Annotated in this window: 10 protein-coding genes; 7 read left to right on the top strand and 3 right to left on the bottom strand. The window is 75.4% G+C overall.

The window, feature by feature from the left end; translation table 11 throughout:
• Window positions 1-30: 30 nt before the first annotated feature.
• Window positions 31-1,542 carry a leucyl aminopeptidase gene (locus BM158_RS17375; protein WP_091562301.1) on the top strand — a complete coding sequence of 504 codons (1,512 nt, stop codon included), beginning with the start codon at window positions 31-33 and terminating at the stop codon, window positions 1,540-1,542.
• 22 nt (window positions 1,543-1,564) lie between these two features.
• On the opposite strand, the gene BM158_RS17370 is transcribed toward BM158_RS17375, so the two are convergent.
• Window positions 1,565-1,921, bottom strand: coding sequence for an oxidoreductase (locus BM158_RS17370; RefSeq protein WP_229827807.1), 357 nt, complete (start codon window positions 1,919-1,921; stop codon window positions 1,565-1,567).
• Between the two features lie 200 nt (window positions 1,922-2,121).
• Here BM158_RS17370 and lpdA point away from each other — a divergent pair, with 200 nt between their 5' ends.
• The 3 genes from lpdA (at window position 2,122) to BM158_RS17355 (ending at window position 6,435) form a co-directional block, all read left to right on the top strand.
• Window positions 2,122-3,501 carry a dihydrolipoyl dehydrogenase gene (gene lpdA / locus BM158_RS17365; protein WP_229827808.1) on the top strand — a complete coding sequence of 460 codons (1,380 nt, stop codon included), beginning with the start codon at window positions 2,122-2,124 and terminating at the stop codon, window positions 3,499-3,501.
• A 48-nt stretch (window positions 3,502-3,549) separates the two neighbouring features.
• Entirely contained in the window at window positions 3,550-5,406 is a 1,857-nt protein-coding gene (gene sucB / locus BM158_RS17360) for a 2-oxoglutarate dehydrogenase, E2 component, dihydrolipoamide succinyltransferase (protein ID WP_091562292.1), read from the top strand.
• Between the two features lie 123 nt (window positions 5,407-5,529).
• A complete protein-coding gene (locus BM158_RS17355) occupies window positions 5,530-6,435 on the top strand; it encodes a TIGR01777 family oxidoreductase (protein ID WP_091562288.1) in 906 nt (301 codons plus the stop codon).
• Window positions 6,436-6,443: 8 nt separating this feature from the next.
• Here the strand turns inward: BM158_RS17355 and BM158_RS17350 are convergent, their stop codons facing one another.
• Window positions 6,444-8,114: a serine/threonine-protein kinase gene (locus BM158_RS17350; protein ID WP_091563283.1), complete on the bottom strand. Its 1,671-nt coding sequence runs from the start codon at window positions 8,112-8,114 to the stop codon at window positions 6,444-6,446.
• 110 nt (window positions 8,115-8,224) lie between these two features.
• Between BM158_RS17350 and BM158_RS17345 the strand changes: the two genes are divergently transcribed.
• From BM158_RS17345 to BM158_RS17335, 3 genes are read left to right on the top strand one after another with little or no spacing between them, the layout of a single operon-like run.
• Window positions 8,225-9,469, top strand: coding sequence for an FAD-dependent oxidoreductase (locus BM158_RS17345; protein ID WP_091562284.1), 1,245 nt, complete (start codon window positions 8,225-8,227; stop codon window positions 9,467-9,469).
• Window positions 9,470-9,478: 9 nt separating this feature from the next.
• A complete protein-coding gene (lipB, locus tag BM158_RS17340; RefSeq protein WP_091562280.1) occupies window positions 9,479-10,138 on the top strand; it encodes a lipoyl(octanoyl) transferase LipB in 660 nt (219 codons plus the stop codon).
• Window positions 10,135-10,512, top strand: coding sequence for a PPOX class F420-dependent oxidoreductase (locus BM158_RS17335; protein ID WP_091562277.1), 378 nt, complete (start codon window positions 10,135-10,137; stop codon window positions 10,510-10,512). Before lipB ends, BM158_RS17335 begins: the two co-directional genes overlap by 4 nt.
• A gap of 94 nt (window positions 10,513-10,606) precedes the next feature.
• Here BM158_RS17335 and leuS read toward each other — a convergent pair whose 3' ends face one another.
• Entirely contained in the window at window positions 10,607-13,498 is a 2,892-nt protein-coding gene (leuS, locus tag BM158_RS17330) for a leucine--tRNA ligase (RefSeq protein ID WP_207506717.1), read from the bottom strand.
• Between the last annotated feature and the right edge of the window lie 31 nt (window positions 13,499-13,529).

Here is a 13,529-nt window from a genome sequence, read left to right as displayed (position 1 = left end):
ACCGTAGCGGGGCCCGCCTAGGGTGGCGGGGTGCCGCCGACGATCTCCGCCACCGACCGCCCGCTCGAGAAGCTGACCGGCGACGCCGTCGTCGTCGGCGTCGGGAAGGGCCCCGACGGCCCCCTCACCACCCCGGGCGCGGAGGCGGTCGACCGCCTGCTCGGCGGTCGCCTGATGGGGGCGCTGGCCGACCTCGGCGCCCGCGGCGGCGAGGACGAGGTCACCCGGCTGGCCACCTTCGGGCAGGGCCCGTTCCCGGTGGTCGCGGTGGCCGGCCTCGGGACGCCCCGCGCGGACGGCGGCTACGGCTCCGACGCCGTGCGCCGCGCCAGCGGTGCAGCGACCCGCTCGCTGACCGGCCGGGCCTCGGTGGTGTCGCTGCTCGCCGCCGTCGGCGGCGCGCCCGACGACGAGCGGCTGCACGCGGTGGGCGAGGGCGCACTGCTGGGCGCCTACGAGTTCACCGCCTACAAGTCCGACCTGCCCGCCGACCGGCCGGCCCCGCCCCGGGCCTTCGAGCTCGTCGTCCCCGACGCCGGCGCGGCCAAGTCGGCGCTGGCGCGGGTGCGCGCGGTCGCCGACGCGGTCGCGCTGACCCGCGACCTGGTCAACACCCCGCCCAACGACCTCTTCCCCGCCGAGCTCGCCGCCCGCGGAGCGGCCGCCGGGAAGAAGGCCGGGCTGTCGGTCGAGGTGCTCGACGAGGAGCAGCTGGCCGCCGGCGGCTACGGCGGCGTCCTGGCCGTCGGCAGCGGCTCGACCCGCGGCCCCCGCCTGCTGCGGCTGTCCTACCGCGGCCGCCGCGCCCGCCGGTCGGTGGCGCTGGTCGGCAAGGGCATCACCTTCGACAGCGGCGGCCTCTCGATCAAGCCCGCGCTGAAGATGGAGGACATGAAGAGCGACATGGCCGGTGCCGCGGCCGTGATCGCCACCGTCTGCCTGGTCGCCGAGCTGGGCCTGCCCGTGGACGTCACCGCCACCGTGCCGATCGCCGAGAACCTGCCCTCGGGCAGCGCCTACCGGCCCGCCGACGTGGTCACCTTCCGCAACGGCAAGAAGGCCGAGATCACCAACACCGACGCCGAGGGCCGGATCATCCTGGCCGACGCCATCGCGCGGGCCGCCGAGGACTCCCCCGACTACCTGCTGGAGACCTCCACGCTCACCGGCGCGCAGACCGTCGCCCTGGGCGGTCGGACCGCCGGCGTCATGGGCAGCGACGACCTGCGCGACGCGGTGGTCGCCGCGGGCAGCCGGGTCGGCGAGCCGATGTGGGGGATGCCGCTGCCGGCCGAGCTGCGCCGCGGCCTGGACTCGGCCACCGCCGACTTCGTGAACGCCAACCCGGACCGGCTCGGCGGCATGCTGGTCGCCGGCCACTTCCTCGCCGAGTTCGTGCCGGCCGGTCTGCCCTGGGCGCACATCGACGTGGCCGGACCGGCCTACAACACCGGCCGGCCGTGGGGCTTCACCCCGGTCGGCGGCACCGGCGTCCCGGTGCGCACCCTGCTGGCGACCATCGAGGGCCTGATCGGCGACTGAGGGCCGGGCCCGGGTGGCCCGTTCAGCCCAGCTTGTCCTGCTGCCGGGCCGACCAGTCGCGCATCCGCTGCGGGTAACCGGTGACCTGGGCGTCGTAGACCGGGATGCCCAGGTCCCGGGACAGCTTGCGGCCCACCTCGGGCCCGGCGATCCGTCGCCGGGTCCACTCGCCGTCGGCGGCGACCAGCAGGATGGTCGTCTCGGTGACCGCGGTGCGCGGCTCGACGTAGCCCTCGACGCCGCGCCGGGTGGCGACGAACTGCTCGACGTGGCTGAGGTCGGCCTTGCCCGACGCCCGGTCCAGCGTGCCGTGCCGGTCGCCCCGGGCGCCCTGCCCGCTGGCCGGACGGCGTCCCCGCAGTCGATCCAAGAACCCCACGACACGCTCCTCCCGTGCAGCGCCACCGGCGTGCGCGCCGGGCGGGCGGGGCTCCCGTTCCGGTGCCCAGCGGGCCAACGGAGCAGGTCGGGTACGCGTTCCCGACAGGTGGCAGGATGGGCACCGCACTCCCCCGCACCAGGTCGACCGGGCATGACCTGCCCGACGCCGACCGCGCCGTCCCGCACCGAGGAGAACCCGTGAGCGCACCCACCCAGACCGCCGACCTCGTCATCCTGGGTGGTGGGTCGGGGGGCTACGCCGCAGCCCTGCGCGGTGCCGAGCTCGGCCTGTCGGTCGTGCTGATCGAGAAGGACAAGGTCGGCGGCACCTGCCTGCACCGTGGCTGCATCCCCACCAAGGCCCTCCTGCACGCCGCCGAGGTCGCCGACTCCGCCCGCGAGGGCGAGCAGTTCGGCGTGAAGACCTCGCTGGCCGGCATCGACATGGCCGGGGTCAACGACTACAAGGGCGGCGTCACCGCCAAGCTCTACAAGGGCCTGCAGGGCCTGATCAAGAGCCGCAAGATCACCTACGTCGAGGGCGAGGGCCGGCTGGTCTCGGCCACCGCGGTGGCCGTCGGCGACACCACCTACGAGGGCAAGCACGTCCTGCTGGCCACCGGCTCCTACGCCCGCAGCCTGCCCGGCATCGACATCAACGGCACGACCGTCATCACCAGCGACCAGGCCCTCGAGCTCGAGCGCGTCCCGAGCTCGGTGATCATCCTCGGCGGCGGCGTCATCGGCTGCGAGTTCGCCAGCGTCTGGAAGTCCTTCGGCGCCGACGTGACGATCATCGAGGGCCTGCCCCACCTGGTGCCGCTGGAGGACGAGGCCTCCTCCAAGCTGCTCGAGCGCGCCTACCGCCGCCGCAAGATCGACTTCTCGCTGGGCAGCCGGGTCTCCAAGGTCACCCCGGGCTCGGACGGCGTCACCGTCGAGCTGGAGAACGGCAAGTCCTACGAGGCCGAGATCGTGCTCGTGGCCGTCGGCCGCGGCCCGGTCAGCCAGGGCCTGGGCTACGAGGAGGCCGGCGTCGCCATGGACCGCGGCTTCGTGCTCGTCGACGAGTACATGCAGACCAACGTGCCCACCATCTCCGCCGTCGGCGACCTGGTGCCCACCCTGCAGCTGGCCCACGTCGGGTTCGGCGAGGGCATCCTCGTCGCCGAGCGGCTGGCCGGCCTGCCGGTCGTGCCGATCGACTACGCCGGTGTCCCCCGGGTCACCTACTCCGAGCCCGAGGTCGCCTCGGTCGGCCTCACCGAGGCGCAGGCCAAGGAGAAGTTCGGCGAGGTCGAGGTCGTCAACTACGACCTGGGCGGCAACGGCAAGAGCCAGATCCTCAAGACCTCCGGCGCGGTCAAGCTGGTGCGGGCCAAGGACGGTCCCGTCGTCGGCGTGCACATGGTCGGCAGCCGGGTCGGCGAGCTCGTGGCCGAGGCGCAGCTGATCTACAACTGGGAGGCGCTGCCCGACGAGGTGGCCTCCCTGATCCACCCGCACCCGACGCAGAGCGAGGCCGTCGGCGAGGCCCACCTCGCGCTGGCCGGCAAGCCCCTGCACTCGCACAGCTGACCCGACCGTCCCCCTGACCCACCCCTGACCTGAGGAGAACTGCACTCGATGCCGACGTCCGTCACCATGCCCGCCCTGGGCGAGAGCGTCACCGAGGGCACCGTCACCCGCTGGCTGAAGCAGGAGGGGGACACCGTCGAGGTCGACGAGCCCCTCCTCGAGGTCTCCACCGATAAGGTCGACACGGAGATCCCCTCGCCGGCGGCCGGTGTCCTGACCAAGATCGTGGTCGCCGAGGACGAGACGGTGGAGGTCGGCGCGGAGCTGGCCGTCATCGGCGGTGAGGGCGAGGGCGGCGGTGGGTCCGCGCCCGCCGAGGAGCCCGCCGCCGAGCAGGCACCCGAGCCGGAGAGCACCCCCGAGCCGGAGCCGCAGGCCGACCCGGAGCCCGAGCCTGCCCCGGCGTCGTCGGGCGGTGGGTCCGGCGGCGGGTCCGACGGCGGGTCCGGCGAGGGCACCCCGGTGACCATGCCGGCGCTGGGCGAGAGCGTCACCGAGGGCACCGTCACCCGCTGGCTGAAGTCCGAGGGCGACACCGTCGAGGTCGACGAGCCCCTCCTCGAGGTGTCCACCGACAAGGTCGACACCGAGATCCCCTCCCCCGCGGCGGGCACGCTGACCAAGATCCTGGTCGGCGAGGACGAGACCGTCGACGTCGGCGCGCAGCTGGCCGTCATCGGCGGCGGCAGCGGCGGCGGGTCCGCCCCCGCGGCCGAGGAGAAGGCCCCGGAGCCGGCCGAGGCCGAGCAGCCGGCCCAGCAGTCCGACGGCGCGCAGGCCCAGCCCACCCCGGACAAGGCCGAGACCTCCTCGGAGACCCCGGGCGCCGACTACGGCTCCAGCGGCGCGCTGCCCGCGCAGTCGCCGACCTCGCAGCCGGCCCCCCAGGTCGCCCCGCAGGCCCCGGCGGCCCCGGCGCAGCCCTCGGCCCCCTCCGGCGACGGCGGCGGCGCCTACGTGACCCCGCTGGTCCGGCGACTGGCCGCCGAGCACGGCGTCGACCTGGCGTCGGTCTCGGGCACCGGTGTCGGTGGCCGCATCCGCAAGCAGGACGTGCTGGCCGCGGCGGAGTCCGCCGCCCCCGCTGCCTCGGCGCCCGCCGCCGCGCCGGCGGCCCCGGCTGCGCAGGCCCCGGCCGCCTCCCGGCCCACCCCCTCGGTGCCCGCCCCGGACACCAAGCTCCGCGGCCGCACCGAGAAGCTCTCCCGGCTCCGCTCGGTCATCGCCAAGCGGATGGTGGAGTCGCTGCAGATCAGCGCGCAGCTCACCACCGTGGTCGAGGTCGACGTCACCCGTATCGCGAAGCTGCGCGACCAGGTCAAGGCCGACTTCGCCGCCCGCGAGGGCGTCAAGCTCTCGTTCCTGCCGTTCTTCGCGAAGGCCGCCGTCGAGGCCCTCAAGGCGCACCCGACGGTGAACTCTTCGCTGGACATGGAGGCCGGCACGGTCACCTACCACGACGCCGAGAACCTCGGCATCGCGGTGGACACCGAGCGCGGTCTGCTCGTCCCGGTCATCCAGGACGCCGGCGACCTCAGCATCGCCGGCATCGCCCGGAAGATCGCCGACCTGGCCGAGCGGACCCGCACGAACAAGGTCACCCCCGACGAGCTGGGCGGCGGCACCTTCACGCTGACCAACACCGGCAGCCGGGGCGCCCTGTTCGACACGCCGATCATCAACCAGCCGCAGGTCGCCATCCTCGGCACCGGCTCGGTCGTGAAGCGTGCGGTCGTCGTCCAGGACGCGGACCTCGGCGAGGTCGTGGCCGTGCGCTCGATGGTCTACCTGGCCCTGTCCTACGACCACCGCATCGTCGACGGCGCCGACGCCGCCCGCTTCCTCACCACGGTGAAGGAGCGGCTGGAGGCCGGCGCGTTCCACGGCGAGCTCGGGATCAACTGACCCGACCCCGCACCACCACCTCGGGCCCCGGCGGACTCCGCCGGGGCCCGAGGTGCCGTCGGGCGCCGTTGCGGGCACGCTGGGGCCGTTGATCCGCCCCCGACCCGGAGGACCACCCAGACCATGCGCATCGCGGTGACCGGTTCCTCCGGTCTGGTCGGCACCGAGCTCGTCCGCACCCTGCAGGCCGACGGCCACGAGGTCCGCCGGCTGGTGCGCCGGACGCCCCGCACCGCCGACGAGCACCGCTGGGACCCCGCCCACCGCCAGCTCGACGACGGCGTGCTCGCCGACGTCGACGCCGTGGTCAACCTCGCCGGTGTCGGCATCGGGGACAAGCGCTGGACCGACGCCTACAAGCGCGAGGTGGTCGACAGCCGGGTCGACAGCACCGCCACGGTCGCCGCCGCGCTCGCCCAGGCCGCCGCGGCGGACCCCGACCGGCCCCGGGCGCTGCTCTCGGCCTCCGCGGTCGGGTTCTACGGCGACGGCGGGGACCAGGTGCTCGACGAGAGCAGCCCGGCCGGCAGCGACTTCCTCGCCGACGTCTGCGTCCAGTGGGAGGCGGCCACCGCCCCGGCCGAGACCGCCGGCATCCGGGTGGCCCACCTGCGCACCGGCCTGGTGCTCGCCCGCGGCGGCATGATGGCCAAGATCCGCCCGCTGTTCCAGCTCGGCGTCGGCGGGAAGCTGGGGTCGGGGGACCAGTGGTGGCCCTGGATCAGCCTGCGCGACGAGGTCGACGCCATCCGCTTCCTGCTCACCGCCGACGTCGCCGGCCCGGTCAACCTCACCGGGCCCGAGCCGGTCACCAACGCGGCCTTCACCCAGGCACTCGGGCGGGTCCTGCACCGGCCGACCGTGCTCCCGGTGCCCGGTTTCGCCCTGTCGGCGGTGCTGGGCGAGTTCGCCCAGCTCGGGGTGCTGGCCGGCCAGCGTGCCCTGCCGCGGGTGCTCATGGAGGCCGGCTTCACCTTCACCCACGGCGACGTGGAGTCGGCGTTGAGGTGGGCGCTGGACCAGCACTGACGGGCCGCTCACCCGGTCAGCTCCGCGGCGCCGATGCGCCAGCCCGCCGGGGTCGCGAGCAGGGTGAGCAGCACCGGCCGGTCGCCCCGGCCGGGCACGGCCTGCTCGCCCGCCGCTGACCCGACCCGGTAGGCCGGCACCCGGTCGACCAGCGCGACGCGCACCCCGCCGTCGACGGGGGTCACCGCCCCGACGGTGACCACCTCCGGCGCGAACCCGACCACCTGCTGCCCGGCGGCGGCCAGGGCCGCCACCCAGGCGGTGTCGGTGTCGAGCAGCGGCCCGGCCGAGCCGTACACGCCGTCCAGTGCCGCGGGGTCGCCCTCCGCCAGCGCCGTCGCGCGGCGCGCGTAGAGCTCGCCCACCAGCCGCGCCCACCCCGCCGGGTCGGTAGGCGCGATCGTCGAGTCTGCGTCGACGACCGGCGCCCCGTCCGCGGGCACCGGGGCCGGTGGGTCCGGGCTGCCGGGTGGCCCGGCCGGCGTGCCGGTCACCGCCCCGGACGGAGGCGCCGGGGTGGGCGCGGTCGGCGACGCAGCCGGGGCGGTGCGCGCGGCGGGGACCGCCCCGGCGTCCGCGCCCCGGCCCCACTGCACGCCGAGCCACCCGGACCCCGCCAGCGCGGCGAGCACCGCGGTGACCACCAGGGCGCGGCGGGCCGCGCGGGCCGGCCCGCCCTCCCGCACCGGGACCCGGGCCGCCACCCGCCCGGACCATCCCGCCCAGCGGCGAACCGGGGGCGGCGCGGCGTGCGCACCCGCGGGTCGCCGGACCTGGTGGGTCAGCTCGGTGCGCGGTACGTGGCCGGTCCGGGCCAGCGCCGCGCGGTCCACCCCCGGTGCGGGCAGGGCGATGCGCTCGGGCCGGCAGGCGTGCCGCAGGTCCAGCGCGAAGGCCGCCGCGGTGCCCCGCAGGTGCGGGTGCGGGGACAGCCCCCGCCGCACCACCGCCACCAGCTCCGCCGGCGCCCCCGGGGCGAGCAGCGCCAGGTCGGGGAGCTCGCCGGCCGCAGCCACCACCACCGTCTGCCCCGGCCCCGCGGCGTTCCAGGGCGGGATCCCGGTGAGGGCGTGGAAGGCCGCCGCCGCGGCACCGAACACGTCCGACGCCGGTCCCGGCGCACCGCCCCGCGCGACCACCGGGTCGACGTAGGGCGGGGTGACCTCGCCGCTGCCCTGCTCCCCCACTGCGCGGGCCACACCGAGGTCGGTGAGCACCGGGCGGCCCTCCGCGGTGAGCACGACGTTCCCCGGCGACAGGTCGCCGTGCACGATGCCGCGGTCGTGCAGGTGGGCGAGGGCCGCCGCGACGGGTGCCACCGCGGTGACCACCTCCCCCGGCCGCAGCCGCCCCCGGGCAGCCAGCAGGTCCGCCAGGCTGCCGCCGGCGAGCAGGTCGAGCACCAGCGCGACCTGCTCCCCGTCGCGGGTGCGGCGCCGGACCACCTCGTGCAGCCGGACCAGGTGCGGGTGGTCGAGGTTGGCCAGCAGCCCGGCCTCGCGCACCTGCTGCTCCGGGTCGCCCCGGTGCAGCACCTTGACCGCCACCGGGAGGCCACCGCGGCGCGGCCGGGCCCGCCACACCTCGCCGGACCCGCCGCGCCCCAGCCGTTCCTCGAGCACGTAGCCGGGCACCACCGGGCAGCGGTCCGGGGCGGTCGACGGGTCTCGATCGGGCACGGACGGCACGGTAGGGCGCCGCGACGACGGCGACCGGCGTCGTCCACAGGCCGGCGGTCGTCCACAGCCCCGACAGGTCCGCGTCGCTGCACCCGCCTAGGTTCAGCGGCATGCCACTCCCACCGCGTGCCGAGGTCGTCGTCGTCGGGGCGGGGCTGGCGGGGTTGTCCGCGGCGGTCCGGCTCGCCGCCGCGGGGGCCGAGGTGCACGTCGTCGACGCCGCCGACCACCCGGGCGGGCGGCTGAGCACGCAGGTGGTCGACGGGTTCACCGTCGACCGGGGCTTCCAGGTGCTCAACACCGGCTACCCGCGGGTGGCCGCCGACCTCGACCTGGCGGCGCTGGACCTGGGCTGGTTCTGGACCGGCGCGGTGGTCCGGCACGACGGCCGCGAGCACCGGGTGGTCGACCCCCGCAAGCACCCCACCGCGGTCGTGGACACCGTGCGGGCGCCGCTGGGCGGCCTGCTGCACGAGGCGGCCATCGGGCTGTTCTCGGCGCGGGCCGGCTACGCGCCGGTCGAGCGGCTGCTGGCCGCGCCGGAGCGCACCGCCGAGCAGGCTTTGCGGGCCGCGCGGGTCGGTGACGCGGCGATGGAGCGCTTCTTCCGGCCGTTCCTGTCCGGCGTGCTGCTGGAGTCGGGCCTGGAGACCTCGAGCCGCTACCTGGACCTGGTGTGGCGCAGCTTCGTCCGTGGCCGGATCGGGCTGCCCGCGCGCGGTATGCAGGCCGTGGGCGAGCAGCTGGCCGACCGGCTGCCCGCCGCCGCCCGGCACTGGGGCACCGAGGTGACCGGGGTGGCCGGTGACGAGGTGCGCACCACCACCGGAAGCACCCGGGCCGACGCGGTCGTGGTCGCCACCGACCCGGGCACCGCGTCCCGGCTGCTGCCCCCGGTCGGCGCGTCGGCACCGCGGCAGGTCACCACGCACCTGCACGTCCTCGACACGTCACCCCGCGGCGTGCCGCTGGTGGTGCTGGGTGAGCCCGGTGGGCAGCTGGTCAACTCGGTCGTCGTCTCCGACGCCCAGCCCGCCTACAGCCCCGACGGCCGGGCCCTGGTGGCCAGCTCGACCCTTGCCCCGACCCGCGAGGCCGACGTGCGCGAGGAGGTGGCGAGGGCGCAGGGCGTGGCCGCCACCGACCTGGAGCACCTGACCAGCGTCACCGTCACCGGCGCGCAGCCCGCCGCCGTCCCGCCGCTGCAGCACCGCCGGCCGGTCGACCTCGGCGGCGGCCTGTTCGTCTGCGGCGACCACCGGGACACGCCCTCGATCCAGGGCGCCATGGCCAGCGGGGCCCGCACCGCCCGCGCGGTCCTGCGACGCCTCCGCCCGGGCGCCGGGCAGGCATAGGCTGGGGTGGTGAGCGAACTGCGGGTGGTGCGGGCCGGTCTCGTCGAGTACCAGGAGGCGTGGGACCGCCAGCGGGCGATCCACGCCGAGGTCGTCGCCGGCACCGGCCCCGACACGATGCTGCTGCTGGAGCACCCGCCGGTGTACACCGCCGGCAAGCGCACCGAGCCGCACGAGCGCCCGCAGGACGGCACCCCGGTCGTCGACGTCGACCGCGGCGGCAAGATCACCTGGCACGGGCCGGGGCAGCTGGTGGGCTACCCGATCGTCACGCTGCCCGACCCGGTCGACGTGGTCGCCCACGTCCGCCGCATGGAGACCGCGCTGATCGCCGTCTGCGCCCGGTTCGGCGTCGCCGCCGAGCAGGTCGAGGGCCGCAGCGGGGCCTGGGTGCGCGCCGGCTACCAGCCCGGCGTCGGCCCGCAGCCCGACCGCAAGATCGCCGCCATCGGGGTGCGGGTCTCCCGGGGCGTGACCATGCACGGCTTCGCGCTCAACTGCGACCCCGACCTGACCGCCGGGTTCGGCGGCATCATCCCGTGCGGCATCACCGACGCCGGGGTCACCTCGCTGTCGGCCGAGCTGGGCCGCGACGTCCCGGTCGCCGAGGTGGTCGACGCCGTGGAGGAGGAGATGCGGGCGGTGCTCACCGCCGTCCCCGCGTCGTGAGCGCGCTGCCCGACAGCCGGTACGTCAGCCTGACGACGTTCCGCAGGTCCGGCGTCGCCGTCCCCACCCCGGTGTGGGCCGCACCCGACGGGGGCGACCTCGTGGTCTGGACGCGCGCCGACTCGGGCAAGGTCAAGCGGCTGCGGCACACCAGCCGGGTGACCGTCGCGCCCTGCGACGTGCGCGGGAACCTGCAGGGCGAGGCCGTCGAGGCGCAGGCCCGGCTGCTGCCGCCCGGGGAGTGGCAGCCCGCCCTGGCGGCGCTGGCCCGCCGCTACGGCTGGCAGTGGCGGATCACCTACGGCGCCGGGCGCCTGGTCGGGATCCTGCGCCGCCGCGAGCGCCGGGCGCTCATCCGCATCTCCCCCGCCTGACCTCCTGCAATAACGTCCGTCCTCCTGCGCCAGATCTCGTGCAGGAGGACGGACATCGATCAACCCCCCTGATCAACGCTGCGGGGGCCGGGCCTCAGCCGGCGACGACGTTGACCAGGCGGCCGGGCACCGCGACCACCTTGCGCACCGTCTTGCCCGCCAGCAGCTCCGCGATCCGGGCGTCGGCCAGCGCGGCGGCCTCCAGCGCGGCGGCGTCGGCGTCGGCGGGCACGTCCAGCTGCGCCCGCACCTTGCCGTTGACCTGCACCGCGATCTGCACGGTGTCGTCGACCAGGTAGGCGGGGTCGGCCACCGGGAACGGGGCCCACGCCGAGGACCCCTGGTGGCCCAGCCGCGACCACAGCTCCTCGGCCAGGTGCGGGGCCAGCGGCGCGACCAGCAGGGTCAGCCACTCGGCGACCTGCCGCGGCACCGGCCCGGACTGGCCGTACACCTGGGTCAGGTGGTTGGTCAGCTCGGTGGTGCGGGCGATGGCGATGTTGAACCGCAGCGTGGTCATGCCGTCGCGGACGCCGTCGACGGCCCGGTGCAGCACCTTGAGCGTCTCGGAGGCGACCTCGACGTCGGCGGCCCGGACCTCCCCGGTCTCCTCGTCGACGACCACGCGCCAGATCCGCTGCAGCAGCCGCTGCGAGCCCACGACCGCCTTGGTCTCCCACGGGCGGGACTGCTCCAGCGGCCCGGTGGACATCTCGTAGACCCGGAAGGTGTCCGCGCCGTAGGCCCCGATCATCTCGTCGGGGGTCACCATGTTCTTCAGGCTCTTGCCGATCTTCCCGTACTCGCGGTTGACCGGCTGGCCCTCGAAGAAGAAGGCGCCGTCCTTCTCGACGACCTCGGCGGCGGGCACGTAGAAGCCGCGCGCGTCGGTGTAGGCGTAGGCCGAGATGTAGCCCTGGTTGACCAGCCGGCGGAACGGCTCCTCCGAGGACACGTGGCCCAGGTCGAACAGCACCTTGTGCCAGAAGCGCGCGTACAGCAGGTGCAGCACCGCGTGCTCGACGCCGCCGACGTACAGGTCGACGCCGCCGACGTCGCCCTCGGAGCGCGGCCCCATCCAGTAGGCCTCCAGCTCCGGGTCGACGAACTGCTCGTCGTTCGCCGGGTCCAGGTAGCGCAGGTAGTACCAGCACGACCCGGCCCAGTTGGGCATCGTGTTGGTCTCGCGGCGGTAGCGGCGCGGCCCGTCGCCCAGGTCCAGCGCGACCGTCGTCCACTCGGTGGCCCGCGACAGCGGCGGCTCCGGGGAGGACGTCGCGTCGTCGTCGGCGAAGGTCGTCGGGGAGTAGTCGTCGACGTCGGGCAGCAGCACGGGCAGCTGGTCGGCGGGGACGGCGACCGGCAGGTCGGCGTCCGGGCCGTCGACGGCGTACACGACCGGGAACGGCTCTCCCCAGTAGCGCTGCCGGCTGAACAGCCAGTCGCGCAGCTTGTAGGTGGTGGTGGACTCGCCGTGCCCGTGCGCGACCAGCCAGTCGGTGACCGCCGCGATGGCCTCGGCCTTGTCCAGGCCGTCCAGCTGCACGTGCTCGTTCGAGCTGTTGATCATCGGGCCGGCGCCGGTGTACGCCCCGCCCTCGAAACCCTCCGGCGGCTGCACGGTGCGCACCACGGGCAGGCCGAACACGTCGGCGAACTCGAAGTCGCGGGTGTCCTCGCCGGGCACGGCCATGATCGCGCCGGTGCCGTAGCCGGTCAGCACGTAGTCGGCGACGAAGACGGGCAGCTCGCGGCCGGTCAGCGGGTTGGTCGCGTACGAGCCTGTCCACACGCCGGTCTTCTCCCGGCCCTCGGCCTGCCGGTCCAGCTCGGAGCGGCGCGAGGCCTGCAGCTGGTAGGCCGCGACCGCCTCGGCCGGGGTGCCGGCGCCGCCGGTCCAGCGCGGGTCGGTGCCGTCGGGCCAGGCCGACGCGGTCAGCGAGGCGACCAGCGGGTGCTCGGGGGCCAGCACCAGGTAGGTGGCGCCGAACAGGGTGTCCGGGCGGGTGGTGAACACCTCGACGTCGCCGAACCGGACCCGGGCACCGCGCGAACGGCCGATCCAGTTGCGCTGCATCTGCTTCAGGGAGTCCGACCAGTCCAGCCGGTCCAGGTCGGCCAGCAGCCGCTCGGAGTAGGCGGTGATCCGCATCATCCACTGGGTCAGCGGGCGCCGGAAGACGGGGAAGTTGCCGCGCTCGGAGCGCCCGTCGGCGGTGACCTCCTCGTTGCTCAGCACCGTGCCCAGCCCGGGGCACCAGTTGACCGGGGCCTGGTTCAGGTAGGCCAGGCGGTGCGCGTCGACGACCCGGCGCCGCCCGACCTCGTCGAGATCGGCCCAGGAGGTCCCGTCGGGCAGGGTGCCGGGGGCGGGCTGCCGGGTCCCGGCGTCCAGCTCGGTGACCAGTTCCTCGATCGGGCGGGCCTTGCCGGCGACGTCGTCGAACCAGGCACCGAAGATCTGGGTGAAGATCCACTGGGTCCACTTGTAGTAGCCCGGGTCGATGGTGGCGAAGGTGCGGCGACGGTCGTGGTCGACGCCCAGCCGGCGCAGCTGCGCGGAGATGGCCGCGATGTTGGCCTCGGTGGTCACCCGGGGGTGCTGGCCGGTCTGCACGGCGTACTGCTCGGCGGGCAGGCCGAAGGCGTCGTAGCCCATCGGGTGCAGCACGTTGTGGCCGTCCATGCGCAGGAAGCGGCTGGTGACGTCGGTGCCCAGGTAGCCCAGCGGGTGCCCGACGTGCAGCCCCGCCCCCGAGGGGTAGGGGAACATGTCCATCAGGAAGGCCTTGGGCCGGTCGGCGACGCGGTCGAACCCCCCGCTCAGCGTCCCGGTGGGGTTGGGCGTGGCGAAGGTGCCCTCGGCCTCCCACCGGTCCTGCCAGGCCAGCTCGATCTGCTGGGCCAGCTCCGGGGTGTACCGGTGCGGGGGGACGGTCTCGCTCATCGTCTTCGGCTCCTGGGTGTCGCTGCCGGTGGTGGGCATGAAAAAACCCCTCACGCAGGAGGGGTCGCCG

It is taken from the genome of Klenkia taihuensis, from assembly GCF_900112525.1.
GTDB classification, from domain to species: domain Bacteria; phylum Actinomycetota; class Actinomycetes; order Mycobacteriales; family Geodermatophilaceae; genus Klenkia; species Klenkia taihuensis.
This window is presented reverse-complemented; position numbering and strand designations above follow the sequence as displayed.

Excerpts from the sequence above, each read along its gene's own strand:
- sucB (WP_091562292.1), top strand. The coding sequence starts at position 3,550 with ATGCCGACGTCCGTCACCATGCCCGCCCTGGGCGAGAGCGTCACCGAG.
- BM158_RS17355 (WP_091562288.1), top strand. The coding sequence starts at position 5,530 with ATGCGCATCGCGGTGACCGGTTCCTCCGGTCTGGTCGGCACCGAGCTC.
- BM158_RS17345 (WP_091562284.1), top strand. The coding sequence starts at position 8,225 with ATGCCACTCCCACCGCGTGCCGAGGTCGTCGTCGTCGGGGCGGGGCTG.
- leuS (WP_207506717.1), bottom strand. The coding sequence starts at position 13,498 with ATGCCCACCACCGGCAGCGACACCCAGGAGCCGAAGACGATGAGCGAG.